The sequence below is a fragment of the Mycobacterium shigaense genome (assembly GCF_002356315.1).
Lineage (GTDB): Bacteria > Actinomycetota > Actinomycetes > Mycobacteriales > Mycobacteriaceae > Mycobacterium > Mycobacterium shigaense.
The window spans coordinates 5,066,847-5,092,546 of record NZ_AP018164.1; the positions used below are offsets into that span (position 1 = coordinate 5,066,847).

Annotated in this window: 24 protein-coding genes and 1 tRNA gene; 18 read left to right on the plus strand and 7 right to left on the minus strand. The window is 68.1% G+C overall.

Annotated features, from left to right (window positions below):
• Nucleotides 1-10 precede the first annotated feature (10 nt).
• From MSG_RS23995 to MSG_RS24005, 3 genes are read left to right on the plus strand one after another with little or no spacing between them, the layout of a single operon-like run.
• A complete protein-coding gene (locus MSG_RS23995; RefSeq protein ID WP_096443610.1) occupies nt 11-835 on the plus strand; it encodes a crotonase/enoyl-CoA hydratase family protein in 825 nt (274 codons plus the stop codon).
• 31 nt (nt 836-866) lie between these two features.
• Nucleotides 867-2,117 carry a lipase LipE gene (gene lipE / locus MSG_RS24000; protein ID WP_096444781.1) on the plus strand — a complete coding sequence of 417 codons (1,251 nt, stop codon included), beginning with the start codon at nt 867-869 and terminating at the stop codon, nt 2,115-2,117.
• A 28-nt stretch (nt 2,118-2,145) separates the two neighbouring features.
• A complete protein-coding gene (locus tag MSG_RS24005) occupies nt 2,146-2,334 on the plus strand; it encodes a hypothetical protein (protein WP_096444782.1) in 189 nt (62 codons plus the stop codon).
• Nucleotides 2,335-2,341: 7 nt separating this feature from the next.
• Here the strand turns inward: MSG_RS24005 and MSG_RS24010 are convergent, their stop codons facing one another.
• From MSG_RS24010 to MSG_RS24015, 3 genes are all read right to left on the minus strand, one after another.
• Complete coding sequence (locus MSG_RS24010; RefSeq protein WP_232011119.1) at nt 2,342-3,538, minus strand: FAD-dependent monooxygenase; 1,197 nt, start codon at nt 3,536-3,538, stop codon at nt 2,342-2,344.
• Nucleotides 3,511-3,633 carry a hypothetical protein gene (locus MSG_RS25955; RefSeq protein WP_258173950.1) on the minus strand — a complete coding sequence of 41 codons (123 nt, stop codon included), beginning with the start codon at nt 3,631-3,633 and terminating at the stop codon, nt 3,511-3,513. Before MSG_RS25955 ends, MSG_RS24010 begins: the two co-directional genes overlap by 28 nt.
• Before the next feature lie 145 nt (nt 3,634-3,778).
• A tRNA-Ser gene (locus tag MSG_RS24015) sits at nt 3,779-3,868 on the minus strand.
• A 36-nt stretch (nt 3,869-3,904) separates the two neighbouring features.
• Here MSG_RS24015 and MSG_RS24020 point away from each other — a divergent pair.
• Nucleotides 3,905-4,876, plus strand: a complete 972-nt coding sequence (locus MSG_RS24020) for an NAD(P)H-quinone oxidoreductase (RefSeq protein WP_096443612.1) — start codon at nt 3,905-3,907, stop codon at nt 4,874-4,876.
• A 118-nt stretch (nt 4,877-4,994) separates the two neighbouring features.
• Here MSG_RS24020 and MSG_RS24025 read toward each other — a convergent pair whose 3' ends face one another.
• Nucleotides 4,995-6,191 carry a cysteine desulfurase-like protein gene (locus MSG_RS24025; RefSeq protein WP_096443614.1) on the minus strand — a complete coding sequence of 399 codons (1,197 nt, stop codon included), beginning with the start codon at nt 6,189-6,191 and terminating at the stop codon, nt 4,995-4,997.
• Nucleotides 6,192-6,321: 130 nt separating this feature from the next.
• On the opposite strand from MSG_RS24025, the gene MSG_RS24030 reads away from it, so the two are divergent.
• The 6 genes from MSG_RS24030 to MSG_RS24055 all read left to right on the plus strand — a co-directional run bounded on the left by MSG_RS24030 (nt 6,322) and on the right by MSG_RS24055 (nt 13,122).
• Complete coding sequence (locus MSG_RS24030) at nt 6,322-8,295, plus strand: DUF6541 family protein (protein ID WP_096443616.1); 1,974 nt, start codon at nt 6,322-6,324, stop codon at nt 8,293-8,295.
• A 94-nt stretch (nt 8,296-8,389) separates the two neighbouring features.
• Nucleotides 8,390-8,854, plus strand: coding sequence for a bacterial proteasome activator family protein (locus tag MSG_RS24035; RefSeq protein WP_373421173.1), 465 nt, complete (start codon nt 8,390-8,392; stop codon nt 8,852-8,854).
• Nucleotides 8,855-8,868: 14 nt separating this feature from the next.
• The gene (gene wzt, locus MSG_RS24040; RefSeq protein ID WP_096443620.1) at nt 8,869-9,705 is read left to right on the plus strand and encodes a galactan export ABC transporter ATP-binding subunit Wzt/RfbE; all 837 of its coding nucleotides are present in this window, start codon (nt 8,869-8,871) and stop codon (nt 9,703-9,705) included.
• A complete protein-coding gene (gene glfT1, locus MSG_RS24045; protein ID WP_096443621.1) occupies nt 9,698-10,615 on the plus strand; it encodes a galactofuranosyltransferase GlfT1 in 918 nt (305 codons plus the stop codon). The genes wzt and glfT1 overlap by 8 nt, the downstream gene beginning before the upstream one ends.
• A gap of 49 nt (nt 10,616-10,664) precedes the next feature.
• A complete protein-coding gene (gene wzm / locus MSG_RS24050) occupies nt 10,665-11,495 on the plus strand; it encodes a galactan export ABC transporter permease subunit Wzm/RfbD (RefSeq protein ID WP_096443623.1) in 831 nt (276 codons plus the stop codon).
• An 82-nt stretch (nt 11,496-11,577) separates the two neighbouring features.
• Nucleotides 11,578-13,122: a carbon-nitrogen hydrolase family protein gene (locus MSG_RS24055; RefSeq protein WP_096443625.1), complete on the plus strand. Its 1,545-nt coding sequence runs from the start codon at nt 11,578-11,580 to the stop codon at nt 13,120-13,122.
• Here MSG_RS24055 and MSG_RS24060 read toward each other — a convergent pair.
• On the minus strand, nt 13,119-13,835 hold the full coding sequence (locus MSG_RS24060) for a C39 family peptidase (protein WP_096443627.1): 717 nt from the start codon (nt 13,833-13,835) through the stop codon (nt 13,119-13,121). The two genes, MSG_RS24055 and MSG_RS24060, sit on opposite strands and share 4 nt — an antisense overlap.
• Here MSG_RS24060 and MSG_RS25765 point away from each other — a divergent pair.
• The 8 genes from MSG_RS25765 to MSG_RS24100 all read left to right on the plus strand — a co-directional run bounded on the left by MSG_RS25765 (nt 13,828) and on the right by MSG_RS24100 (nt 23,955).
• Complete coding sequence (locus tag MSG_RS25765; protein WP_232011120.1) at nt 13,828-14,241, plus strand: NfeD family protein; 414 nt, start codon at nt 13,828-13,830, stop codon at nt 14,239-14,241. The genes MSG_RS24060 and MSG_RS25765 overlap by 8 nt on opposite strands.
• A 22-nt stretch (nt 14,242-14,263) precedes the next feature.
• Nucleotides 14,264-15,394 (plus strand): SPFH domain-containing protein, encoded by a 1,131-nt coding sequence (locus MSG_RS24070; RefSeq protein WP_096443629.1) that lies wholly within the window; start codon nt 14,264-14,266, stop codon nt 15,392-15,394.
• Nucleotides 15,395-15,517: 123 nt separating this feature from the next.
• Nucleotides 15,518-16,015, plus strand: a complete 498-nt coding sequence (locus MSG_RS24075; protein WP_373421164.1) for a GreA/GreB family elongation factor — start codon at nt 15,518-15,520, stop codon at nt 16,013-16,015.
• Nucleotides 16,016-16,047: 32 nt separating this feature from the next.
• Complete coding sequence (locus tag MSG_RS24080; protein ID WP_096443631.1) at nt 16,048-16,476, plus strand: GtrA family protein; 429 nt, start codon at nt 16,048-16,050, stop codon at nt 16,474-16,476.
• A gap of 88 nt (nt 16,477-16,564) precedes the next feature.
• The gene (locus MSG_RS24085) at nt 16,565-17,947 is read left to right on the plus strand and encodes an FAD-binding oxidoreductase (RefSeq protein ID WP_096443633.1); all 1,383 of its coding nucleotides are present in this window, start codon (nt 16,565-16,567) and stop codon (nt 17,945-17,947) included.
• A gap of 11 nt (nt 17,948-17,958) precedes the next feature.
• Nucleotides 17,959-18,723 carry a decaprenylphospho-beta-D-erythro-pentofuranosid-2-ulose 2-reductase gene (locus MSG_RS24090; RefSeq protein WP_096443635.1) on the plus strand — a complete coding sequence of 255 codons (765 nt, stop codon included), beginning with the start codon at nt 17,959-17,961 and terminating at the stop codon, nt 18,721-18,723.
• 2 nt (nt 18,724-18,725) lie between these two features.
• Nucleotides 18,726-20,672: a galactan 5-O-arabinofuranosyltransferase gene (locus MSG_RS24095; RefSeq protein WP_096443637.1), complete on the plus strand. Its 1,947-nt coding sequence runs from the start codon at nt 18,726-18,728 to the stop codon at nt 20,670-20,672.
• Between the two features lie 4 nt (nt 20,673-20,676).
• A complete protein-coding gene (locus MSG_RS24100; RefSeq protein WP_096443639.1) occupies nt 20,677-23,955 on the plus strand; it encodes an arabinosyltransferase domain-containing protein in 3,279 nt (1,092 codons plus the stop codon).
• An 84-nt stretch (nt 23,956-24,039) separates the two neighbouring features.
• Here the strand turns inward: MSG_RS24100 and MSG_RS24105 are convergent, their stop codons facing one another.
• The gene (locus MSG_RS24105) at nt 24,040-24,291 is read right to left on the minus strand and encodes a hypothetical protein (RefSeq protein WP_096443641.1); all 252 of its coding nucleotides are present in this window, start codon (nt 24,289-24,291) and stop codon (nt 24,040-24,042) included.
• A 169-nt stretch (nt 24,292-24,460) separates the two neighbouring features.
• Nucleotides 24,461-25,612, minus strand: a complete 1,152-nt coding sequence (locus tag MSG_RS24110) for a BTAD domain-containing putative transcriptional regulator (protein WP_096443643.1) — start codon at nt 25,610-25,612, stop codon at nt 24,461-24,463.
• Nucleotides 25,613-25,700: the final 88 nt, after the last annotated feature.

Consider the following 25,700-nt stretch of genomic DNA (forward strand, 5'->3'; position numbering starts at 1 on the left):
GGTCTCGGTTATGGGCGCAACATACGAATCCGTCACCGTCGAGATCAAAGACCACGTCGCGCAGGTGACGCTGATCGGACCGGGCAAGGGCAACGCGATGGGGCCCGCGTTCTGGGCGGAGCTGCCCGAGCTGTTCCCGGCGCTGGACGCGGACCGCGACGTGCGCGCCATCGTCATCACCGGGTCGGGCAAGAACTTCAGCTACGGCCTGGACCTGCCCGCGATGGGCGGCACGTTCGCGCCGCTGCTGGCCGACGGAGCGCTGGCCCGCCCGCGCACAGATTTCCACACCGAACTCCGGCGCATGCAGGGTGCGATCAGCGCCGTCGCCGACTGCCGGACGCCGACCATCGCCTCGGTGCATGGCTGGTGCATCGGCGGCGGCGTCGACCTGATCTCGGCGGTCGACATCCGCTATGCCAGCGCCGACGCCAAGTTCTCGGTACGTGAGGTCAAGCTGGCCATCGTCGCCGACGTCGGCAGCCTGGCCCGGCTGCCGCTGATCCTCAACGACGGCCACCTGCGTGAGCTGGCGTTGACGGGCAAGGACATCGACGCCGCCCGCGCCGAGAAGATCGGGCTGGTCAACGACGTGTATGACGACCCGGACGCCACGCTGGCCGCCGCCCACGCGACCGCCGCCGAGATCGCGGCCAACCCACCACTGGCTGTGTACGGCGTCAAGGACGTCCTCGACCAGCAGCGCATCGCGGCGGTGTCGGAGAGCCTGCGCTACGTCGCCGCCTGGAACTCGGCCTTCCTGCCGTCCAAAGATCTGACCGAGGGCATCCAGGCGACGTTCGCCAAGCGTCCGCCGCAGTTCACCGGCGAGTAATCCCCCGGCACGTACCCTCGCGGTGGTGACGATGACGACGCCCCTGAGCACGCCCGACGGCAGCATCCGCGTCCCGGCCGACCTGGACGCGGTGACGGCGATCGGAGACGAAGACCACTCCGAGATCGACGCCGCCGCCGTCGAACGGATCTGGCAGGCAGCCCGCAACTGGTACCGCGGCGGGATGCATCCGGCGATCCAGTTGTGCCTGCGCCACCACGGCCGCGTGGTGCTCAACCGCGCGATCGGCCACGGCTGGGGCAACGCGCCGACCGACCCGCCCGACGCCGAGAAGATTCCCGTCACGACGGACACCCCGTTCTGCGTGTACTCGGCGGCCAAGGGCATCGCCGCGACGGTTGTGCACATGCTCGTCGAGCGCAGTGTCTTCTCGCTCGACGACCGCGTCTGCGACTACATCCCCACCTTCACCAGTTACGGCAAGGATCGGATCACCATCCGGCACGTGATGACCCACAGCGCGGGGCTGCCCTTCCCGACCGGCCCCAGGCCGGACGTCAAGCGCGCCGACGACCACGAGTACGCCCAGCAGATGCTGTCCGGGTTGCGGCCGCTGTACCGGCCGGGCCTGGTGCACCTCTACCACGCGCTGACGTGGGGGCCGCTGATGCGCGAGATCGTCTACGCGGCGGCGGGCAAGGACATCCGCGAGATCCTGGCGACCGAGTTTCTCGAACCGCTCGACTTCCGCTGGACCAATTTCGGCGTCGCCCCGCAGGACCTCCCCCTGGTGGCGCCGAGCCACGCCACCGGCCGGCCCCTGCCGCCGGTCATCGCGCGGGCGTTTCGCAAGGCAATCGGCGGCACCACGCACGAGGTCATCCCGTACACCAACGGCCGGTTGTTCCTCACCACCGTCATCCCGTCGTCGAACACCGTGTCGACCGCCAACGAGATGTCGCGATTCGCCGAAATCTGGTGTCGTGGTGGAGAACTCGATGGCGTGCGGCTGCTGCAGCCGGAGACGTTGCGCGCCGCGACGAAGGAGTGCCGACGGCTGCGACCGGATTTCTCGATGGGGCTGATGCCGGCCCGCTGGGGCACCGGGTTCATTCTTGGGACCGAGCGGTTCGGTCCGTTCGGGCGCCATGCGCCGGCAGCCTTCGGCCACCTCGGCTTGGTCAACATCGCCATCTGGGCCGACCCGGCCCGTGGCCTGTCCGCCGGCCTGATCAGCAGCGGCAAACCCGGCCGGGATCCACACCCGCGACGGCACACCGCCCTGATGGACACGATCGCCGCCGAGATCCCGACGGGTTAGGGACGCCGTGGACGGGAACACTTCCGCCATGGCCAATTACCGAGTTCTCAACCCGCAGGGCGAGGTCGTCACGACCAAGGACATCGAAAGCGCCCAGGATGCGCACGCGTGGTTCGTCGACAGCAAGGCCGACAACAGCGAGCTCGGCTGGCGAATGGAAGTCGAGAACGACGGCCAGTGGTCGTTCTTCGACGACAGCGAAGGAGACCGCGCCTGACCGCTGACTACTCTGCCTGGCGGCGGCGCCTGAGCGCCGCCACCGCGACCCGGCTGGCAACCGGGGGACTCAGCAAGCGACTCGGTGCATCCATCAGCCCGGCCACCCGCGCCAGTCGTTGCGCAACCAGCGCATCCGAGCGGGCTGCGGCCTGCACGCGTTTGACGTAGTGGTTGACCATTCGGATCGGCACCGGGCGGGGACCGCAGATCTCGGGCAGGCTGAGATCCCCGCCGGTGGCCAACTGCCACGCGTCGCCGATCGGCTTGGCGGTCGCGCGGAAATAGCGGCGCTGCAGCTGATCTACCCCGTGCCGCAGGCACTGTTGCAGGCACTGCGCCTCGAGTGCCGCGACCGTCATGCCCTGGGCGTAAATGGGATTGAAGCTGCACATCGCATCGCCGATGACCAGCAGTCCCCGCGGCCACCGCTGCATCTTGTCGTAGCGACGCCATCGGGTTGCCGGCATGCGGTACTGCGCTGCCTCCCCGACCACCTCACCGGCACGGACGGCTTCGACGATGTGTGGCGGGGTGAATTCCTTGATGAAGCCGACCATTTCATCGAATCCGGTGGGTGCCTCCTGCCCGGCCATCGCGCTGGCCGTGAACATCCACACGCCGTTCTCGTTGTGGAATAGGCCCATCCCGGTGCTGCGGCCGGGCACCGGGCCGATGAAGACGGCCAGCTCGTCGATGGCCCCGTCAGGCAGGCGCAGCGGCAGGCTCGAATAGATCAGCCGCACATCCAGGGTGTCCTCTGCCGGACGCTGATAGCCCAGGGATTGCAGGAACGCGGGCGTGCGTCCGCCGCGGCCCATGGCGTCGACGACCAGGTCGGCCTCGACGATCTCGTCGTCGCCGTCACCGCGACCCCGGATGACGACACCCGAGACCCGGTTTCCGGTCGCCGCCAGTTCGACGACGTCGTGGCCGTCGCGGACCTCGATGCTGTCGACGCTGCGAACGTGTTGTCGCACATGGCTTTCCAAGAGAGGCCTGCTGGGCAGCACGAAGCGGAAGTCGTCGAAACGGCCCGACGGGGGCAACGGGTGCCCACCTGCGCTGAAGTAGACCTTCGACAGGTCGCCGTCGAAATATGGTGCGCCGGCGTCCAGCAGACCATCGACAAAGCCCGGAAACAGCCCCTCGATGATCGACGAGCCGCGGCCCCACATCAGGTGCACGTGCCGGCCCTGCGGCACACCGCGACGACGGTGTCGAAGAACTCGGCGAGCACCCGCGCGGTCAGCAATCCGGCCATACTGGCCCCCAGCACCACGGCACGCTCAGTGCGCATCGGCCACCATCCTTTGCCGGCCGCAGATTCACCTCGCGCGGCTTCGACCAAAGTATGGTTGAGGCCGACCGACCGCGAATGCGTAGTGGCCTACTTCATTGCCAGAATTCGCGCGCGGGCGCCGAGCGTCGCGGCAAACTCACAGTGGCGGTGGCGGAGGGATTTGAACCCCCGGACGGTTTTCGCCGTCTCTCGCTTTCAAGGCGAGTGCATTAGGCCGCTCTGCCACGCCACCGCTGATAAGGGTAACGGTGCTAGTACCGTGGCCCGCATGCGCGCCATCGTCGCCGAATCCCCCGATCGACTCGTCTGGCAAGTGGTACCCGACGTCGCGGCCGGCCCGGGCGAGGTCCTCATCGAGGTCGCCGCGGCCGGCGTCAACCGGGCCGACGTGTTGCAGGCCGCCGGCAAGTATCCGCCGCCGCCCGGGGCCAGCGAGATCATCGGCATGGAGGTGTCCGGCGTCGTCGCCGAGGTCGGCGAAGGTGTATTGAAATGGTCTGCGGGACAACACGTTTGCGCATTGCTCGCCGGTGGCGGATATGCCGAACGCGTCGCGGTCCCGGCCGGCCAGGTGCTGCCGGTGCCGGCCGGCGTCGACCCCGTCGACGCCGCCGGGCTACCCGAGGTGGCGTGCACCGTCTGGTCCAACGTGGTGCTGGCCGCGCACCTGCACGAGGGTCAGCTGCTGCTGATGCACGGTGGGGCCAGCGGCATCGGGACCCACGCGATCCAGGTCGCCCGCGCGCTGGGCGCCCGGGTGGCGGTCACCGCCGGGTCGGCGGCCAAGCTGAACGTCTGCCGCGAGCTGGGGGCCGAGATCACGATCAACTATCACGACGAGGACTTCGTCGCGCGACTGCGGGACGAAACCGGCGGCGCCGACGTGATCTTCGACATAATGGGCGCCTCCTACCTGGACCGCAACATCGACGCCCTGGCCAACGACGGGCAGCTGGTCATCATCGGCATGCAGGGCGGCGTGAAGGCCGAGCTCAACATCGCCAAGCTCATGGTCAAGCGCGCGCGGGTGATCGGCACCACGCTCCGGGCCCGGCCGGTGAGCGGTCCCAACAGCAAGACCGAGATCGTGCAGTCGGTGATCGACTCGGTGTGGCCGATGATCGCCGACGGCCGCGTGCGCCCCATCATCGGCGCCCGCATGCCCATTCAGCAGGCGGGCGAGGCGCACCAGAAGCTGGTGGCGGGCGAAGTGCACGGGAAGATCGTGCTGACGGTGTAGCTGCCGGAGCCGCCGGCGTGCCCGCCCGCTCGCGGGCGTAACGGGGTTGCGAATTCTGGCCTGGATTTCGCCGTGGGCTTACGCTCGCGGATCGCGAAGGCGGGGCAAGCGGCGAAAGTCAGCCCAGCGATGCCAGCGCCCGCACCAGCTGATCGACTTCGGCAGTCGTCGAATAGTGCGCGAGCCCGACGGTCACGGCGCCGCCGACATCGTTGACGCCCAGCACCTCCAGCGCCCGCGACGTGTCATTGCAGACCGCCAGAATTCCGTTGTCCGCCAACCGCTGCACGACCCGTTCGGCGGGAACGCCGTTCAGGGCGAAGCTCACCACCGGGATGCGCGCCTCGGGACGGCCGATCAGCATCATCAGGGGCAGCGACCGCAACGAGGACATCAGGTAGTCGAAGACCCGGTTCAGATACAGGCCGGCCGACTGCATCGACATCGACAGGCGTTCGCGTCGGGTGCCGCGCGCGGACTCGTCGAGAGCGGCGAGGTATTCGATGCTGGCCACCACGCCGCCCAGCAGACCGAACTGATGCGCGCCGATCTCCAGGCGCGCCGTTCCGTGCGCGTTCGGATCGGTCGAGACCGCGCTGAAGGAGTTGATCAGCGCCGGGTCGCGGAACACGACGGCGCCGATGGGCGGACCGCCCCAGCCCAAAACGTTCACCGCGACGACGTCGGCCTCGGTCTCCTTGACGTCGAGCAGCCGGTACGGCGCGGCCGCGGAGTGGTCGACCACGACCAGGCCGCCGACCTCGTGGACCAGCTTGGTCATCGCCCGCAGGTCGGTGACGGTGCCCAACGTTGCGGACGCCGAGGCCACGGCGACCAGCCGGGTCGACTTGCCGACCAGACCCTCCCACTGCCACGTGGGTAGCTCGCCGGTCTCGATGTCGATCTCGGCCCACTTCACCTTGGCGCCATAGCGGTGCGCCGCGCGCAGCCACGGCGCGATGTTCGCCTCGTCGTCCAGGCGGCTGACGATCACCTCGTAACCCAGCCCGGCGCGCGAGGACGACGCCTCGGCCAGCGACGACAACAGCACCGCGCGGTCGGCACCGAGCACCACGCCCGCCGGGTCGGCGTTGAGCAGGTCCGCCACCGCCGCCCGCGCCGCGTCGAGCACCGCCGCGCTGCGCTGCGCCGACGGATGCGCCCCCGCGACGGTGGAGCCGGACCTGCGGAAGGCTGTCGACACAGTGGTCGCGACGGAATCCGGGATCAGCATCCCGGCCGGTGCATCGAAGTGCACCCACCCGTCACCCAGCGACGGATGCAGTCCGCGCACCCGGGCGACGTCATAAGCCATGCCAGCCACCTTAAAGCTCCCGCAATACCGCGAAAATTGTGACGGTAACGGGTGCCTTGAAAGGGCCAAGCCGTCCCAGCCAGACGGTGGCTCCCCCGAGCACGGTCACCCGGCCAGCCATACTAGTCGAGTGGGGCTGTGGATCGGAACGCTCGTCGCGCTGTTTCTACTGATCGCCCCGGGGACTATCGTCGCTCGTATCGCTCAGCTGTCGTGGCCGGTCGCCGTCGCCGTCGGCCCGGCGCTGACCTACGGCGTGGTGGCCCTGGCGATCATTCCTTTTGGTGCCGTGGGCATTCCCTGGAACGGGTGGACCGCGCTGGCCGCGCTGATCGCGGTGTGCGTGGTGGCGACGGGTCTGCAGCTGCTGCTCGCCCGCTACCGCGACACCGCGGCCGAGGCGCGAGGCATCGCCGGTTTACCGGCGCTGGCGGTGGGTGCCGGTGTCGCGCTGGGGGCACTGCTGATCATGTGGGCGGCCTACCGCGGGCTGGCCGCGCACTGGCAGACCGTGCCCAGCACCTGGGACGCGGTCTGGCACGCCAACGAGGTGCGGTTCATCCTCGATACCGGACAGGCGTCGTCGACTCACATGGGCGAGCTCCGCAATGTCGAGACCCACCAGCCGCTGTATTACCCGTCGGTGTTTCATGCCCTGACCGCCGTCTACTGCCAGCTGACCGGGGCGGCGCCCACCACGGGCTACACGGTGAGTTCGGTGGCGGCCTCGGTCTGGCTCTTTCCGACGAGCGCGGCGATGCTCACCTGGCATCTGCTGCGCCCCGTGACGACCCTGTGGCGCAGCGCGGGGGCGACGGCCACCGCGGCGGCGCTGTCGGCGTCGTTCACATCGGTGCCGTACGTCGAATTCGGCGTCGCCGCGATGCCCAACCTCGCGGCCTACGGCGTCGCGATCCCGACGTTCGTCCTGATCGCCTCGACGTTGCGGCATCGCGACCGCATCCCGGTGGCCACGCTGGCCCTCGTCGGTGTGTTGTCGGTGCACCTGACCGGCGGTTTCATCGTTCTGCTGTTCCTGCTGGCGTGGTGGCTGCTGGACGTGTTGTGGCACCCGGTGCGCGGCCGGGCGGCGGACGCGCTGACCCTGGCCGCGGTGACGGCGCCGACGGGGCTGATCCTGGCGCCGCAGTTCCTCGGGGTGCTGCGGCAGGCCGACATCATCGCCGGGCACGCCTTCCCCAGCTTCAAGAGCGTCAAGCAGGGCGTGATCGACGCGCTACTGCTGCACACCCGCCACCTCAATGACTTCCCGACCCAATACGGCCTGCTGGTGCTCGTCTACACCGGCATGGCGATCCTGTTGTACAAGCGGATCTGGTGGCCGCCGGCCGTTTGGCTGGTGCTGACCATTGCGACCATCTACTCGGGGGCACCGTTTCACAACCTGGCCGGCGCCGCCATCGAGAAGCTCAGCACGTTCTTCTACAACGATCCGCGCCGGTTGAGCGCGGTAGTCACGATGGTGGTCACGCCGATGGCGGCGGTCGCGTTGTTCGCGGCGGTCCTGCTGGCCGTAGCGCTGGCCAGGCGGCTGGTGGACCGGTTCCAGAAGTTGCCGCCGCGCGTCTGGGTCTCGACGACGGCAGTGCTGCTGGTGCTGAGCACGGTGTTCATCGCGCGGCACTACTTCTATCGCCACCTGGTGCTGTTCGGGGACAAGTACGACTCGGTGATCATCGACCAGCGCGACCTGATGGCCATGGCCTATCTCTCGAAGCTGCCCGGCGCGCATGACACCGTGATCGGCAACGCGAACACCGACGGCACTGCGTGGATGTATGCGGTGGCCGACCTGCACCCGTTGTGGACGCATTACGACTACCCGCAGCAAACCGGTCCGGGGCCGCAGCGCTACATCATCTGGGCCTTCGCCCGCCGCGGCGAGTCCGATCCGAGGGTGGTCGAGGCGATCAAGGCGCTCAATATCCGGTACATCTATACAAGCTCGCCCACTGTTCGCGGGTTCGCTGTCCCCGACGGACTAGTCTCGCTGGAGAAATCGAAGTCGTGGGCACTGATCTACGACAACGGCGGCGCAAAAATCTACGAATGGCGCGGAAACGCTGCAGCGCCACGCCCCTAGAGGTATTTAGAGGACGGTGACTCAATTGAGTATCGGCAATAACGGCCCAGACGAGGACGGCGTCGAGATCATCGGCGGCGTCGATCCGCGGATCATGGCGCTGCGCGACGGGGCGGATGACGACGAGGACTCCGACGAGCCCTCGCTGACCGACCTAGTCGAGCAACCCGCCAAGGTGATGCGCATCGGCACCATGATCAAGCAACTCCTCGAGGAGGTGCGGGCCGCGCCGTTGGACGAGGCCAGCCGCAAGCGGCTGCGCGAGATCCACGCCACCAGCATCCGGGAGCTCGAGGACGGTCTGGCGCCCGAGCTGCGCGAGGAGCTGGATCGCCTCACCCTGCCGTTCGAGGAGGACTCCGAGCCCTCGGACGCCGAGCTGCGCATCGCCCAGGCCCAGCTGGTCGGCTGGCTGGAGGGGCTCTTCCACGGCATCCAGACCGCGCTGTTCGCCCAGCAGATGGCCGCCCGCGCGCAGCTCGAGCGGATGCGCCAGGGCGCCCTGCCCCCGGGCATCGGCCGACCGGGTCACGGCTCGGGCACCGGGCAATACCTGTAAGACAGCAGCTCACGGTGCCCGACCCCTCCCCTCACATCGAGACCCGCGACGCCTGGGTGGAATTCCCGATCTTCGACGCCAAGTCACGCTCGCTGAAGAAGGCCTTCCTCGGCAAGGCCGGCGGCACGATCGGCCGCAACAACTCCAACGTCGTCGTCGTCGAGGCGTTGCGCGACATCACCATGTCGCTCGAACTGGGCGACCGGGTGGGACTCGTCGGCCACAACGGCGCCGGGAAATCGACTCTGCTACGCCTACTTTCGGGCATCTACGAGCCCACCCGCGGTTGGGCGAAGGTCACCGGCCGGGTTGCCCCGGTCTTCGATCTCGGCGTCGGCATGGATCCCGAGATCTCCGGCTACGAGAACATCATCATCCGCGGCCTGTTCTTGGGGCAGACCCGAAAGCAGATGCTGGCCAAGGTGGACGAGATCGCGGAGTTCACCGAGCTCGGCGATTACCTGTCGATGCCGTTGCGCACGTATTCCACCGGCATGCGGGTGCGGCTGGCGATGGGCGTGGTCACCAGCATCGACCCCGAGATCCTGTTGCTCGACGAGGGCATCGGCGCGGTGGACGCCGACTTCCTGAAGAAGGCTCAGTCGCGGCTGCAGGGACTGGTCGAGCGTTCCGGAATCCTGGTGTTCGCCAGCCACTCCAACGAATTTCTGGCGCGGTTGTGCAAGACGGCGATGTGGATCGACCACGGAGTCATCCGGATGACGGGCGGCATCGAGGACGTGGTGCGCGCCTACGAGGGCGAGGACGCCGCCCGGCACGTCCGGGAGGTGCTGGAAGAAACGCAAGCAGCCAATAATCCGCTCGCACAACAAGCTTCCGGGGATGAGTGAGTTCGTCGTCGCCGTCGTGGTGACGCACCGGCGCCCCGACGAGCTGGCGAAGTCGCTGGATGTATTGAGCACCCAGACCAGGTTGCCCGATCACCTGATCGTGGTCGACAACGATGGTGGAGCGGACAGTAGGGTGCGCGATCTTGTCGCGGCCCAGCCAATTCCGACAACCTACTTGGATTCGCGCCGAAATCTCGGCGGCGCAGGCGGTTTCGCGCTCGGCATGCTGCATGCCCTGGCACAAGGCGCCGACTGGGTGTGGTTGGCCGACGACGACGGACGCCCGCAGGACACCCGGGTGCTGGCGACGCTGCTTGGTTGCGCCAAGAAGCATGGCCTGGCCGAAGTCTCGCCGATGGTGTGTAACCTCGACGACCCCGAGCGGCTGGCGTTCCCGCTGCGGCGCGGGCTAGTATGGCGCAGGCGCGCAAGCGAATTGCGCACCGAGCCGGGGCAGGACCTACTGCCCGGCATCGCCTCGCTGTTCAATGGCGCGCTGTTTCGTGCCTCGACCCTCGACGCGGTCGGCGTCCCAGACCTGCGGCTGTTCCTGCGCGGCGACGAGGTGGAGGTGCATCGCCGCCTGGTGCGCTCGGGCCTGGCGTTCGGCACCTGCCTGGACGCGGTGTACCTGCATCCCTGCGGCTCCGAGGAATTCCGGCCGATCCTGGGCGGCCGCATGCACACCCAGTATCCCGACAACCCCACCAAGCGGTTCTACACCTACCGCAACCGCGGCTATCTGCAGTCGCAGCCCGGTCTGCGCAAGCTGGTGGTCCAGGAGTGGGTCCGGTTCGGCTGGTTCTTCTTGATCACCCGACGGGATCCGCGCGGTCTGGTGGAATGGATTCGGTTGCGCCGCTTAGGGCGTCGTGAGCAGTTCGGCAAGCCGGAAGGACCGGCGTCATGACACGCGCCGACGCCGATGCAAAGCGCAGCGATGAGAAGGGGTGGCGCGCATGACATTCGTGGATGCGGCGGCGCAGTCGCGGACCATGACCCGTGCCCGCAACGATCTCGTCGACGGATTCCGTCGCCGCGAGCTGTGGCTGCACCTGGGCTGGCAGGACATCAAGCAGCGATATCGCCGTTCGGTGCTGGGGCCGTTCTGGATCACGATCGCGACGGGTACGACCGCCATCGCGATGGGTGGCCTGTACTCCAAGCTGTTTCATCTCGACCTGGCCGTGCACCTGCCCTACGTCACGCTCGGGCTGATCGTCTGGAACCTGATCAACGCCGCGATACTCGAGGGCGCGGACGTGTTCGTCGCCAACGAGGGCCTGATCAAACAACTTCCGACGCCGCTGAGCGTGCACGTCTATCGGCTGGTGTGGCGGCAGATGATCTTGTTCGCGCACAACATCGTCATCTGCGTCGTCGTCGCGATCATCTTTCCCAAACCGTGGTCGTGGGCGGACCTGTCGGTGATCCCGGCGCTGGGCCTGATCGTGCTCAATTGCATTTGGGTGTCATTGTGTTTCGGCATCCTGGCGACCCGTTACCGCGACATCGGTCCGCTGCTGTTCTCCATCGTGCAGTTGTTGTTCTTCATGACGCCGATCATCTGGAACGACGACACGCTGCGCCAGCAGGGGGCCGGGCGCTGGTCGAGCATCGTCGAGCTCAACCCGCTGCTGCACTATCTCGACATCGTGCGGGCGCCGCTGCTGGGTGCCCACCAGGAGCTGCGGCACTGGGCGGTGGTCGTGGTGCTCACCCTCGTCGGCTGGTTGCTGGCCGCGGTCGCGATGCGACAGTACCGCGCCCGGGTTCCCTACTGGGTCTAGCGCCGCGCGGCGCCCCGGGCGGCGGTGCCCTACACTGCGGCGCAGCGGGGGATTTCGCGGATCAAGGTGGCAGCCGGCCGGCATGAGTGAGATCAAACGCATCGTCGCCGGCCTCGTACTCTCGCTGTCGAGTGCGGTCCTGCTCGTGATCATGTGGCCGTCGTTCGGAAACCTTTGGTGGCTCGCGTTCGTCGCGTTCGTCCCGATGTATGCGGCCCAGTACCGGGTGCTGCCCCGGCGCTGGAGTGCACTGCCCGTGGCGGTGGCTTTCACGGGTTACTACCTGGCGCTGCTCTTGCACATCGCTTCCGCGCTGTCGGTGGTCGTCATCGTCGCCGGCGCACTGGCGTTCGGGCTCGTCGGCCTGGTCATCGGGCTGTTTCTCCGGCCCTTTGCCGAGCGGACCCGTTATCGCTGGTTCGTCCTGCAGCTAGGGCTGCTCTGGGTGGCGATCGATCTGCTTGTCCAGAACAACGAGATCGACGGCACCTATCTGTGGCTCGCCTACCGGTTGGCCGACCTCCCGCAGGCCGTGCAGCCCGTCAGCATCGTCGGGGCGCCGGCGCTGAGCTTGCTGCTGCACGTCATCAACGCGACGGTGGCGCTCGTGGTCCTCTCCCTGCTGGACCGTCGCTGGCCACAGTGGGCCGACGTTGGTATGCCCCGACGCGCGCTGACGTGGTCGGTGGCCGTCCCGGTTGTCGTGACAGTCATCTGGGCGGGCACCAGCCTGGTGATCTTCCACGACGTGTCGGACCGCATGGGGCCCAAGGTTCGGGTGGCCGCCGTGCAGCCCGGCCTCGAGAACGCCTTCCCGGGAACGCTCGTCTCCGCCGGCGACCTGTCGCGCGGTCGCAGCCGAAACGACCGCATCGAGGACCAGATCGCACAACTCAGCGAGATGACGCGGACGGCCGCGGCGCAGGGCGCGAAGGTGGTGGTCTGGCCCGAGGAGACGCTCGACTACGACCCGCGGGTGAGCCACCGGGAGTGGATCCCGGCCCTCGTGCACCAGACCGGCGTGTATCTGGCGATGGGGTTCACGCCCGACGCCGCCAACGACGCCGCGCCCAACACCGCCCTGCTGTGGAGTCCGGCCGGTGCGGTCGTCGCCGTCTACTACAAGACCATGCGGGTAATCACCGCCGGAGAAGCCTTCACGCCGGGGAACGTCTACCCGGCGGTGAACACGCCCCACGGTGTGGTGGGCATGATCATCTGCTTCGACATGGACTTTCCGAACGGTCCGACCCGGCGCACCGTGCGCAACGGCGCTCAGCTGGTGCTTTCGCCCAGCCTCGACCTGCCTTCCAAAGTCGATATCCGCAGATCCATGGCGGTGTTCCGGGCGGTCGAGAACCGGGTCGCGGTCGTCAAGGCCGACGTGGCCTGGGACTCGATGCTGGTGGCGCCGAACGGGCAGGTACTCACCAGCACCGCGGTCCACGACGAGCGCGGTGGCCGGGCACTGCTGGTCGCCGACATCCCGCTGGGCCCTCGCGGCGCCCCGTTCACCCGATACGGGGGTGCGCCTTTCCAGTGGCTCGAATACGCGGCGACGGTCGTCATGCTGGGCGTCGTGGTCGTGTCCTGGCGCCGCGACCGCGCGGCGCGGTCGCCCGCCTAGTGGGGTGCGTCGGTGACAACCATTTCGTCGTCGCCCAGGGCCCACGCCTTCGAGAAGACGTCGACGGGCACCGTCTTGTCGGCGCCGTCGGCGGCCCCGCTGTCGTTGAGGTGCACCGTTGCGTTGAGGGCATCGACCCCGGTCGCGACGACCGCGTGGTTGGCGCCGGGGTCCTTGGGGTCGACCGGCTGTCCCCAGATGAGTTCGGCGTTCACCGCGACGATCACCTTGCGGCCGGCGCCCAGGGCGTGCTTGAGCGCGGCCATGCCGGTCGGCACACCCGAGGACCCGTCGCTGCGGTCGGTCACCTTGGCGGCCACGCCGTAGTGCGACAGCAGCAGCGGAATGTCGTTGTAGCTGGTGCCCTGACCGGTGTTTGGGTCGTCCTTGTCCACGGGCAGCGTGTAGATCGAGCCCGGGTGCGTCTGGCTGGGCGTCCGCTGGGCCAGCGCGATGATCTCCTGCTCCGACACTCGGCGCCCGGTCTCCTCTCCCACCACGTCGGCGGTGGCCATCAGGACGCAGTCGTCGTAGGTCTGCGGTTGCCAGTACGCGGCGGCCGCGGCCGGATTCCCGTACATCCCGCCGGTGGTGGTGTCGTCGGCGTGCGCCGGGCCCGTCGCGAGGCCGAGTATCAGAGCGGCAGCGAAGGCCGCGACACCGGCGGAACGGGCGATGTTGCGGACCACGGCGCGGACGTCAGCGGTGATCATCACAGGCTCCTTTGCTCGGCTGCGCCTCGCGATCCAGGCGGGTGAGCAAAGTTCCACCAACGGCCTCCACGGATCCTTGGAGCCACGAGCGACCTGCGCCCATGCGATCCACGGCAAAGGGGACGAAACTCGACGCCGGACCGCACGGATGGGGGAGTATGCGATCGTGAGCGACGCCTCGGCAATCGGTTGTGTGGGGAGGCTGCTGGTGGCAACCCGCGGTGATCGCGGCACAGGCGAGGTGTTGGTGACCGTGCGGGGGTCGAAGGAGACCTTCCTGGCCTGGTCGGACGAACCATTACCGAAGGGCAGCAAGGTTTTGGTGGTCGGGGTCCGCGGTCCGCGGACGGTGGTCGTCGAGCCGTGGAAGAACCTTACAGCAGCTGAAATTGCGATGCAGATCTAGCGAAAAGGCAAGGAGTTCAACAATGCTCGGTTATAGGGTGCCTGCGCCGGACGAAGCGATGCTTGTCTCCGGCGCCCGGGCCAAGGGCGACGCCCCGTTCCGTGTGGTGACCGGCCACGGCGCGTTCATCATGCCGTTCTTCCGCAAGGTCCGATTCCTGACGCTGGCCATGTGTGAGGCGGAGGTCGCCGAAAAGTGCGTCACCCAGCAGGGCATCACGCTGAACGTCCGCGCCGTGATCGCATTCAAGGTCGGCAACGACACCGACAGCATCATCAGCGCCGCCCAACGGTTTCTGTCCGAACAGGACCAGATGTCGGTGCTGACCGGACGGATCTTCGCGGGCCACCTGCGCTCGATCATCGGCTCGATGACCGTCGAGCAGATCATCCGGGAGCGCCAGAAGCTGGCGACCGAGGTGCTCGACGGCTCCAAGGAAGAGATGGCCCGCATCGGCCTGACCGTCGACGCGCTGCAGATCCAGTCCATCGACGACGACGGCCTGGGCTATATCAACGCGATGTCGGCGCCGCACAACGCGGCCATCCAGCAGCAGGCGCAGATCGCCCAGGCGCAAGCCAACCAGGCGGCCGCCGAGGCCGAGCAGGAGTCCCAGCGCAAGCAGGCCGAATTCGCCCGCGAGACCGCGATCGTCAAGGCGCAGTACAAGGCCGAGGTCGACAAGGCCCAGGCCGAGGCCGCCCAGGCGGGCCCGCTGGCCGAGGCCGAAGCACAGCGTGAGGTGCTGCAGATGCGCACCGAGTTGGCCCAGCGTGCCGCCGAACTGCGCCAGCAGGAACTGGTCGCCGAGGTGGTCAAGCCTGCCGAGGCCGAGGCCGAACGCGTCCGGATCATGGCGGTGGCCGACGCCGAGAAGATGAAGATCCTGGCCGAGGCGGCGGCCTCGCACAACCGCGTCGCGCTGGACAAGGCGCTGATCGACCAGCTGCCGCAGATCGTGGAGAAGGCCGCGATCGGCCTGTCGAACTCCAACCTCACCGTGCTCAACGGCGCCGAAGGCCTCGGCCAGGTGGCCGCGGGTCTGGTGTCACAGGGCGTGGCGATCTTCGACGCGCTGCGCGGCGAGGTCATCGACTACGAGGACGATGCGACGTTCACCGGAACGGCGGGAACCGATTCGGCGTCGGGCTGAACAGCGGGCAACAGGGGGAACGCATAAAAATGCTGCCGCATCACCTGGCGGTTCAGCGGGTCAGAAAACTGTATGCGCTGTTTGCGGCGTATGAATGAATAATTGGCGAAACCTACTGGCCGCATGCGAAAGGTCGACGACGTGCGTAAGAAAGCCCAATCAGTGGCGGATGCCGCGCGCGAGAGCCTGGCGGCGGAGCTGGATCGGCTGCGCCAGCGGCGCGAACAACTGGAACTCGAGGTCAGAAACGACCGCGGCATGACGGGTGATCACGGCGACGCGGCCGAGGCCATCCAGCGTGCCGAGGAGCTGGTCGGCCTGGCCGACCGGATCAACGAGCTGGACCGCCGGTTGCGCACCGGGCCGTCGGCCTCCGAAGACTCCGCGGTCCTCCCCGGCGGCACCGAGGTCAAGCTCAAGTTTTCCGACGGCGAGGTCGTCACCATGCACGTCATCTCCATCGTCGAGGAGACGCCCGTCGGGCGCGAGGCCGAGACGTTGACGGCGCACAGCCCGCTGGCGCTGGCCCTGGTCGGCCACAAGGCGGGCGACACGGTGACCTACACGACGCCGCAGGGTGAAAATCAGGTCGAGTTGATCTCGGTGAAGTTGCCCAAGTAAGCGCGCCGCCCTGTCCCGTTAGACTCTCCGCGATGTTTCCGCCAGAGCCCGGGATCGCCGCGCCGGCCCCGCAGTTGAGCCTGACCACGCAGGTCACCCGCTTCGTGCTCACCGGCGGGCTGGCCGCCGTCGTCGACTTCGGCCTGTACGCCGCGCTCTACCAAGGGCTCGACCTGCAGGTCGACCTGTCCAAGGCCATCAGCTTCATCGTCGGAACCGTCACGGCCTACCTGATCAACCGCCGCTGGACCTTTCAGGCCGCACCGAGCACGGCGCGGTTCGTCGCAGTCATGATTCTCTACGCCATCACCTTCGCGGTGCAGGTCGGCCTCAACCACTTATGCCTGGTGTTGATGCACTACCGGGGCCCGGCGATGCTCGTCGCGTTCGTGATCGCGCAGGGCACCGCGACGGTCATCAACTTCATCGTCCAGCGAGCCGTTATCTTCCGCATCCGCTGACCGACCTGGCTCGAGTTGGATCGGCCCACTCCGCACGGGGCGCAAGCGTCCCGCATCGTCGTCGGGCCAGGCGGTAGCCTCTTTGACGATGTTGTGCACCGATTTCCCGACCACCACGACCCGGCTGATGGGCTTTGGCCGCACCGCGCCGTCCGTGGCCCAGGTGCTGTCGACCCCCGACCCCGAGCTGATCGCCAAGGCGGTAGCCCAGGTCGCCGACTCGGGCGGACGAGGACTCATCGCCCGCGGACTGGGCCGCTCCTACGGCGACAACGCCCAAAACGGCGGCGGGCTGGTCATCGACATGACCGCGTTGCACCGCATTCACTCGATTGACGCCGACACCCAGCTGGTCGATGTCGACGCCGGCGTCAGCCTGGATCAGCTGATGCGGGCCGCCCTGCCGTTCGGACTGTGGGTACCGGTGCTGCCGGGCACCCGCCAGGTCACCATCGGCGGCGCCATCGCCTGCGACATCCACGGCAAGAACCACCACAGCGCCGGCAGCTTCGGCAACCACGTGCGGTCGATGGACCTACTCATGGCCGACGGCACCCTCCGCACGCTCACTCCAGACGGCGATGACGCCGAACTCTTCTGGGCCACCGTCGGGGGCAACGGCCTGACGGGAATCGTCCTGCGCGCCACGATCGCGATGACACCGACGGAGACGGCGTACTTCATCGCCGACGGTATTGCCACCAAGGACCTCGACGAGACGGTCGCCGTGCACGTCGACGGCAGCGAAGCCAACTACACCTATTCCAGCGCCTGGTTCGACCTGATCAACCCGCCGCCGAAACTCGGTCGGGCCTCAGTCAGCAGGGGCAGCCTGGCGAGGCTGGATCAGCTGCCGAAAAAGCTTGCCGAAAATCCGCTGAAATTCGACGCGCCACAGCTACTGACGGTGCCCAACATCTTTCCCATCAGCGCCATGAACAAGTTGTCGTTCATGGCGATCGGTGAGGTGTATTACCGATTGGGCGGAACCTATACCGGGAAGATCCAGAATCTGTCGCAGTTCTACCACATGCTCGATCTGGTCAGTGGCTGGAATAATGCCTACGGCCCAATGGGCTTCGCCCAACACCAATTCTTGGTTCCACCGGATGCGATGGAGGAATTCAAGGCCATCATCCGCTGGATCCAGACAACCGGCCACTATTCGGCGCTGAACGTCTTCAAGCTGTTCGGGCCGGGCAATCGCGCGCCGCTCAGTTTCCCCATGGCCGGGTGGAACGTAGCGATGGATTTCCCAAACAAGCCCGGAATCAACGAGTTCCTCAACGAACTCGACCGTTGGGTGCTGGAGTTCGGCGGGCGAGTCTACACCGCGAAGGATTCCCGGGTGAATGCCGAAACCTTCCACGCCATGTATCCGCGCATCGACGAGTGGATTGCGGTGCGCCGCAAGGTGGATCCGACAGGGGTCTTCGCCTCCGACATGGCCCGACGTTTGGAGCTGCTGTAAATGGTGCGCCAATGGTGCTAGACGCCGTGGGAAACCCGCAGACCATCCTGCTACTCGGCGGCACGTCCGAGATCGGGCTGGCCATCTGCGGGCGCTACCTGCAAAACGCACGGGCGCGAATCATCTTGGCCGCCATGCCCGATGACCCGGGCCGCAATGCCGCCGTCGCACAGATGCAGACCGCCGGGGCCCGTTCGGTCGAGCTGATCGATTTCGAGGCCACCGACCCCGAGAGCCACCCGAAGACGATCGAGGCGGCGTTCGCCAACGGCGACGTCGACGTCGCCATCGTGGCGTTCGGCATCCTCGGGGATGCCGAGGAGCTGTGGCAGAACCAGCGCAAAGCCGTGCTGGCCGCCGAAATCAATTACACTGCAGCGGTCTCGGTGGGCGTGCTGCTCGGCGAGAAGATGCGCGCCCAGGGCTTCGGCCAGATCATCGCGATGAGCTCGGCGGCCGGCGAACGGGTGCGACGCTCGAACTTCGTCTACGGGTCCACCAAGGCCGGGCTGGACGGTTTCTACCTTGGACTCGGAGAGGCGTTGCGCGAGTTCGGTGTTCGTGTCCTGGTCATCCGGCCGGGCCAGGTCCGCACCCGGATGAGCGCGCATGTCAAGGAAGCGCCGCTGACCGTCGACAAGGAGTATGTCGCCAACCTCGCCGTGACCGCGTCGGCAAAAGGTAAGGAATTGGTTTGGGCGCCAGGAGTATTCAAGTACGTGATGATGGTGTTGCGGCACATCCCGCGCCCCATCTTCCGCAAGCTGCCCATCTGAGCATGCGCAACGCGCTGGCCACCGTCGGCCAGATGGCACTAGGCCTGGCGGTGGCCGTCGTCGTCTCGGTGGTGTCGCTGGCCGCGGTCTCGCGCGTGCAGTGGCCGGCCTTCCCGTCGTCGAACCAGCTGCACGCGCTGACCACCGTCGGCCAGGTCGGCTGCCTGGCCGGACTGTTGGCGGTCGGCTGGCTGTGGCGGCGCGGCGGCCGCTACCCCCGGCTGGCGGCCCAGCTGGGGGGGCTGGTGTTCGTCTCCGCGTTTTCCGTCGTGACGCTCGGCATGCCGCTGGGCGCCACCAAGCTCTACCTGTTCGGCATCTCGGTCGATCAGCAGTTCCGCACCGAATATCTGACCCGGTTCGCCGACAGCCCCGCGCTGCACGACATGACCTACCTCGGCTTGCCGCCGTTCTATCCCCCGGGCTGGTTTTGGATCGGCGGCCGTGTTGCCGCGCTGACCGGGTCGCCGGCCTGGGAGGTCTACAAGCCGTGGGCCATCACGTCGATCACGATCGCGATCACCGTCGCGCTGGTGCTGTGGTGGCGGATGATCCGCTTCGAGTACGCGCTGACCGTCACGACCGCGACGGCGGCCGTGACGCTGGCCTACAGCTCGCCGGAGCCGTACTCGGCGATGGTCACGATGCTGTTGCCGCCGGTGCTGGTGCTGGCGTGGTCGGGCTTGCGGGCAAGCGACCGGTCCCCGAACGCCCAGCGTGACGACACAGTCACGGTGGAGGCCGAGCGTGACGACAGCGTCACGCTCAAGGCGAGAAACGGGTGGGCCGCGGTCGTCGGCGCCGGGCTGTTCCTCGGCTTCACCGCCAACTGGTACACGCTGCTGTTCGGCTTCACCGCGTTCACTTTTGCGCTGATGGCGCTGGTTCTGATCGTGTCCCGGTGGCGGGGCGGCGGCGTCCGGGCGGCGCTCGACCCGCTGAGACGCCTGGCCGTCATCGGCGTCATCGCCGCGGCCAGCTGGGCGCCCACCTTCCTGCCCTTCGTGGTCAGGACGCTGCACAACCCGGTCAGCAACTCCGGCAGTGCGCTGCACTACCTGCCCGCCGACGGCGCCGAGCTGACCTTCCCCATGCTGCAGTTCTCGCTGCTGGGCGCGGTCTGTCTGGTGGGCACGCTGTGGCTGGTGATCCGGGCCCGCGTCTCGGTGCGGGCCGCGGGCCTGGCGATCGGCGTGCTGGCCGTCTACTTGTGGTCGCTGCTGTCGATGCTGACCACGCTGGCGCGCACCACGCTGCTGTCGTTCCGCCTGCAGCCGACGCTATCGGTGCTGCTGGTCGCCGCCGGGGTGTTCGGCTTCGTCGAGGCCACCGCCGCCCTCAAGCCGCGCAGCCGCGCGATCGCCCCGGTCGCCGGCGCCATCGGCCTGGCCGCCGCGATCGCCTTCAGCCAGGACATCCCCGACGTGCTGCGGCCCGACCTCACCATCGCCTACACCGATACCGACGGTCACGGCCAGCGCGGCGACCGGCGGCCGGCGGGCTCGGAACAGTACTACTCCGTCATCGACGACACCATCCGGCGCGTCACGGGCAAGCAGCCCGACCAGACCGTCGTGCTCACCGCCGACTACAGCTTCCTGTCCTACTACCCCTACTGGGGCTTTCAGGGACTGACGTCGCACTACGCGAACCCGCTGGCGCAGTTCGACCTGCGGGCCACCCAGATCAAGAAGTGGTCCAAGCTCAAGACGGCCGACGAACTCCTCCGCGCGCTGGACGCCTCGCCCTGGCCGCCGCCGACCGTCTTCCTGATGCGCCACGGCGCAGGAGGCAACTACACGCTGCGGCTGGCCGAGGACGTCTACCCCAACCAGCCCAACGTCCGCCGCTACACCGTGGATCTGCGCGCGGCCCTGTTCGAGGACCCGCACTTCGTGGTCCGCACCATCGGCCCGTTTGTTCTGGCAATCCGCACGCCGGGGGCGTGACGCGATGGCGACCGACACCTCGGACGCTTCGCTGGCCGGCTTGGCCGAAGAACTACCATCTACCTCCGTGAGCGACACGGGATCAAACCACCGAATCGCTCGACTCGTCGCCAGCATCGCCGGCCTACTCGGAGCCCTGCTGGCGATCGCCACCCCGGTGCTGCCGGTGGAGCAGACCACCGCCGAGCTCAACTGGCCGCAGAACGGCACCTTCGCCAGCGTCGACGCCCCGCTGATCGGATACGTGGCGACCGACCTGAACATCACCGTCCCGTGCGCGGCCGCGGCCGGGCTGCAGCCGTCCGGCAAGACCGTGCTGCTGTCGACGGTGCCCAAGCAGGCCCCCAAGGCCGTCGACCGCGGCCTGTTGATCCAGCGCGCCAACGACGACCTGGTGCTGGTGGTGCGCAACGTGCCCGTGGTTTCGGCGCCGCTGAGCCAGGTGCTCAGCGGCGCCTGCCAGCGGCTGACCTTCACCGCGCACGCCGAGAAAGTGACCGCCGAATTCGTCGGGCTGACGCAGGGACCCAACGCCGAACACCCCGGCTCGCCCCTGCGCGGTGAGAAAAGCGGCTACGACTTCCGGCCGCAGATCGTCGGCGTCTACACCGACCTGAGCGGACCGGCGCCGCCGGGTCTGAGCTTCTCGGCGACCATCGACACCCGCTACAGCAGTCACCCCACCCCGCTGAAGATGGCCGCGATGATCCTCGGGGTGGTGCTGACCGCCGTCGCGCTCCTGGCGCTGCACATCCTGGACACCGCCGACGGCACCCGGCACCGGCGCTTCCTGCCGTCGCGCTGGTGGTCCATCGGCGGCCTGGACGCCCTGGTCCTGGCCGTGCTGGTGTGGTGGCATTTCGTCGGCGCCAACACCTCCGACGACGGCTACATCCTGACCATGGCCCGGGTGTCCGAGCACGCCGGCTACATGGCCAACTACTACCGCTGGTTCGGCACGCCCGAGGCGCCGTTCGGCTGGTACTACGACCTGCTCGCCATGTGGGCGCATGTCAGCACCACCAGCGACTGGATGCGGCTGCCTACCCTGGTGATGGCGGTGACGTGCTGGTGGGTGATCAGCCGCGAGGTCATCCCCCGGCTGGGCCACGCCGTCAAGATCAGCAAGGCCGCGGCGTGGACCGCGGCAGGCATGTTCCTCGCGACCTGGTTGCCGCTCGACAACGGCCTGCGGCCCGAACCGATCATCGCGCTGGGCATCCTGCTGACGTGGTGCTCGGTGGAACGCGCGGTGGCCACCAGCCGGCTGCTGCCCGTCGCGATCGCCTGCATCGTCGGCGCGCTGACGCTGTTCTCCGGCCCGACGGGTATCGCGTCGATCGGCGCGCTGCTGGTGGCGATCGGGCCGCTACGCACGATCCTGCATCGCCGGTCCCGGCAGTTCGGCGCGCTGCCGCTGCTGGCGCCGCTGGCGGCGGCCGGCACTGTCACCATCATCCTGATCTTCCGCGACCAGACCCTGGCTGGCGAGTTGCAGGCGACCGCGCTGAAGCGCGCCGTGGGGCCCAGCCTCAGCTGGTTCGACGAACATATCCGCTACGAGCGGCTGTTCATGGCCAGCCCCGACGGGTCGGTCGCGCGGCGTTTCGCGGTGCTGGCGGTGCTGCTCGCGCTGGGCATCACGGTGGCAATGTCGTTGCGCAAGGGGCGAATTCCGGGCACCGCGGGCGGCCCGAGCCGCCGCATCGTCGGCATCACCATCATCTCGTTCGTGGCGATCATGTTCACCCCCACCAAGTGGACCCATCACTTCGGCGTCTTCGCCGGCCTGGCCGGCTCGCTGGGGGCGCTGGCCGCGGTCGCGGTGACGTCGGCGGCGATGCGGTCGCGACGCAACCGGACCGTGTTCGCCGCCGTGGTGCTGTTCTTGGCGGCCTTGTCGTTCGCCAGCGTCAACGGCTGGTGGTACGTCTCCAATTTCGGTGTGCCGTGGTCGAATTCGTTCCCCGCGTGGCATTACGCGTTTGCCACCGCGCTGCTGGGGCTGACGGTGGTGGTACTGCTGCTCGCGGCATGGTTCCATTTCGTCTCCCCGGACAACGGCAGCCCCAAAACCCGGCGCGGCGCGCAGGTGTCCGGAATCGCGCAGTCCCCGTTGGCAATCGCGGCGTGGGCGCTGGTGACCTTCGAGGTGATATCGCTGACCCTGGCGATGACCGGCCAGTACCCGGCCTGGTCGGTGGGCCGATCCAACCTGCAGGCTGTTGCTGGTTTCAAGGCCGGACGGACCTGCGGCCTGGCCGAGGACGTGCTGGTGGAGCAGGACCCCAACCCCGGCATGCTGAGCCCGGTGACAGGCTCGCCGGGTGAGGCGCTGGGCGCCGGGCTCTCGGAAGGGTTCACGCCCAACGGCGTTCCCTCCGACGTCAGCGCCGACCCGGTGATGGAACGCCCCGGCGACCGCACCTTCGTCAACGACAGCAACGCGATCACCGGCGGGCAGGCCGGCAACGAGGGCGGCACCAGCGCCGCGCCCGGCATCAACGGCTCGCACACCCAGCTGCCCTACAACCTCGATCCGGCCCGCACGCCGGTGCTGGGCAGCTGGCGCTCCGGCATCCAGGTGACCGCCCGGCTGCGGTCGGGCTGGTACCGGCTGCCGCCGCGCGACCAGGCGGGACCGCTGCTGGTGGTGAGCGCGGCGGGCCGCTTCGATCCCCGCGAGGTCCAGCTGCAGTGGGCGACCGACGCCGGAGCGGCCGGCGGACACCCGGACGGTTCCTTCCAGTTCTTCGACGTCGGAGCCTCGCCGGCCTGGCGCAATCTGCGGCTGCCGTTGTCAGCGATCCCGCAGGCCGCCACGCAGGTGCGGCTGATCGCCGACGACGAGGACCTGGCGCCGCAACACTGGATCGCGGTGACGCCGCCGCGCATTCCACACCTGCGCACCCTGCAGGACGTGGTGGGCTCGCAGGACCCGGTGTTCCTGGATTGGCTGGTCGGCCTGGCCTTCCCGTGCCAGCGGCCGTTCGGCCATCAAAACGGCGTGGACGAGACGCCGAAGTGGCGCATCCTGCCGGATCGCTTTGGCGCCGAGGCCAACTCGCCGGTGATGGACAACAACGGCGGCGGCCCCCTGGGCGTCACCGAGCTGCTGGTGAAGGCGACGACCGTCGCGAGCTACCTGAAGGACGACTGGTCCCGCGACTGGGGCAGCCTGCAGCGGCTGGCGCCCTACTACCCCGACGCGCAGCCCGCCCGCCTGCAGCTGGGCACGGCGACGCGCAGCGGCCTGTGGAACCCAGCGCCGTTAAGGCAATAAACGTCAAGCACTTTGGCGACGACACCGCCCCGCTCCCGGACGATGAGGGATTCGAATCCGGAAGCGGGGCGGCAGCGGTGAGTATTACGGGATCAGCGCGCGCAGGGGATGCGACAGAGCCCAGGCCGGGTCGATGACGTTGGCCGCGTAGTGCCGGAACGGGTGCAGCGGGCCGCTCCACGGAACGTACGGGTCCGCGGAGGCGACGGCCGGCAGTAGCGAGCCGGCGACCGACAGGCCGATGGTGGCCAACCCGACACCGGCCGCGATGCGCAGCTTGGACACCTTCTGCGGCTTCGCGGCTGCCCGAGTTTCGTTTTCGATGTTGTCATTCATGGCGTAATTTCCTTACCTTGCCCGTAGGTATCCCAAGCCGGGGGACGTGCCAACTGAGGGAATCCCCGGCTGGGGCCGGTCGCGCTGGCCGACGCCTCTAGCCTGACGTAGGCCGCTTGTCAGACGGTCGAGAAATTCTTGCGAAATTCTTGCGTTTGCCCAATCGTGTTCAGCGTGAGCAGATCTCGAACCGGAACTCGTGGCCGCCGATGCGGATGCGGTCGCCGTCGGCCAATACCGCGGTGGGGCGAATTCGCCGCCGTTGCACCTTGACGCCGTTGGTCGACCGTAGGTCGGTGATCACGAAAGACGTTCCGGTATCAGCGATTACAGCGTGGTGACGGCTCACCTCGGCGTCGTCGAGGACGATGTCGTTGTCGTCGAGCCGCCCGATGCGGGTAGTCGCGCCGTTGAGCCGATACAGACGCCCGACCTCGTCGCGCAGCCGGGCGATTATGGATTCGCCGGCCGCCGGGACCCCGAGCGAACCCGACTCGAGCCCCGCGGCGCTTTGCTCCCGCGTGGTCGGCGCGACCGGCCGGGTCCGCCGGGGCGTCACCGGCTCCTGGCGCAGGATCCGCTCATGCAGTGCGCTCACCGTCGGTCCGGGGTCGATGCCCAGCCCGTCGGCCAGCTCCGTTTTCAGCCGCCGATAGGCGCGCAGGGCGTCCGATTGGCGCTCGGTGACGTAGTAGGCCGTGATCAGCTGCGCCCACAGCGGTTCGTGATGCGGATACCGGGAGACCAGCACCTCCAGCTCGCTGATCACCGCGCCCGGGCGGTCACAGGCGATCTCGGCCTCGGCCCGGGCGGTGTGGGCCGCCAGCCGCTCCTCCAAGAGCGCGTTGGCGTAGGCGTCGACGAAGGAGAAGCCGCGCAGGTCATCCAGCACCGGCCCGCGCCATTCGCCCAGCGCGGCCGACAATCGGCTGCTGGCCTCCTCGAACCGGCCCGCCGCCGCGGCCTGCAATCCGGCGGCCTTCTCGGCGATGAACCGGCCGACGTCGCACTGGGCGTCGGCGACGTTGAGCTGATATCCCGGCGGCGCGCTGGCCAGGACCGCGCTCGGATCAACCCCGGCGTCGCGCAGCAACCGGCGCAGCGTCGAGACATAGGACTGGATACTGGTCCGCGCCGCCGGCACCGGATCGCCGTCCCACACCGCGTCGATCAACGCCTCCACCGACACCGGCCGGTTGCGCCGCATCAACAGCATCGCCAGCACCGCCCGCTGCTTCGCCGCGCCCAGCGGCACCCCGGCCCCGTCGGCGGTCATCAGTAGCGACCCCAGCACGCCAAAGCCCAGACCTGGGGTCTTCATAGCGGTGGCCAGCCTCCCGGGGGTGCTCGCGGCCGCGTTGCGGGCCTTCGACGAGGGCACCGCACCCTATTTTGGACGCCAAAGATGG

Coding starts and splice junctions, on each gene's coding strand:
- MSG_RS24005 (WP_096444782.1), top strand. CDS start 2,146: ATGGCCAATTACCGAGTTCTCAACCCGCAGGGCGAGGTCGTCACGACC.
- MSG_RS24100 (WP_096443639.1), top strand. CDS start 20,677: ATGGCGACCGACACCTCGGACGCTTCGCTGGCCGGCTTGGCCGAAGAA.
- MSG_RS24035 (WP_373421173.1), top strand. CDS start 8,390: ATGGCGCTGCGCGACGGGGCGGATGACGACGAGGACTCCGACGAGCCC.
- MSG_RS23995 (WP_096443610.1), top strand. CDS start 11: ATGGGCGCAACATACGAATCCGTCACCGTCGAGATCAAAGACCACGTC.
- MSG_RS25955 (WP_258173950.1), bottom strand. CDS start 3,633: ATGCGCACTGAGCGTGCCGTGGTGCTGGGGGCCAGTATGGCCGGATTG.
- MSG_RS24075 (WP_373421164.1), top strand. CDS start 15,518: ATGCGAAAGGTCGACGACGTGCGTAAGAAAGCCCAATCAGTGGCGGAT.
- MSG_RS24070 (WP_096443629.1), top strand. CDS start 14,264: ATGCTCGGTTATAGGGTGCCTGCGCCGGACGAAGCGATGCTTGTCTCC.
- glfT1 (WP_096443621.1), top strand. CDS start 9,698: ATGAGTGAGTTCGTCGTCGCCGTCGTGGTGACGCACCGGCGCCCCGAC.
- MSG_RS24060 (WP_096443627.1), bottom strand. CDS start 13,835: ATGATCACCGCTGACGTCCGCGCCGTGGTCCGCAACATCGCCCGTTCC.
- MSG_RS24020 (WP_096443612.1), top strand. CDS start 3,905: ATGCGCGCCATCGTCGCCGAATCCCCCGATCGACTCGTCTGGCAAGTG.
- MSG_RS24090 (WP_096443635.1), top strand. CDS start 17,959: ATGGTGCTAGACGCCGTGGGAAACCCGCAGACCATCCTGCTACTCGGC.
- MSG_RS24110 (WP_096443643.1), bottom strand. CDS start 25,612: ATGAAGACCCCAGGTCTGGGCTTTGGCGTGCTGGGGTCGCTACTGATG.
- MSG_RS24080 (WP_096443631.1), top strand. CDS start 16,048: ATGTTTCCGCCAGAGCCCGGGATCGCCGCGCCGGCCCCGCAGTTGAGC.
- MSG_RS24105 (WP_096443641.1), bottom strand. CDS start 24,291: ATGAATGACAACATCGAAAACGAAACTCGGGCAGCCGCGAAGCCGCAG.
- MSG_RS24055 (WP_096443625.1), top strand. CDS start 11,578: ATGAGTGAGATCAAACGCATCGTCGCCGGCCTCGTACTCTCGCTGTCG.
- MSG_RS24025 (WP_096443614.1), bottom strand. CDS start 6,191: ATGGCTTATGACGTCGCCCGGGTGCGCGGACTGCATCCGTCGCTGGGT.
- MSG_RS24095 (WP_096443637.1), top strand. CDS start 18,726: ATGCGCAACGCGCTGGCCACCGTCGGCCAGATGGCACTAGGCCTGGCG.
- wzm (WP_096443623.1), top strand. CDS start 10,665: ATGACATTCGTGGATGCGGCGGCGCAGTCGCGGACCATGACCCGTGCC.
- lipE (WP_096444781.1), top strand. CDS start 867: ATGACGACGCCCCTGAGCACGCCCGACGGCAGCATCCGCGTCCCGGCC.
- MSG_RS24085 (WP_096443633.1), top strand. CDS start 16,565: ATGTTGTGCACCGATTTCCCGACCACCACGACCCGGCTGATGGGCTTT.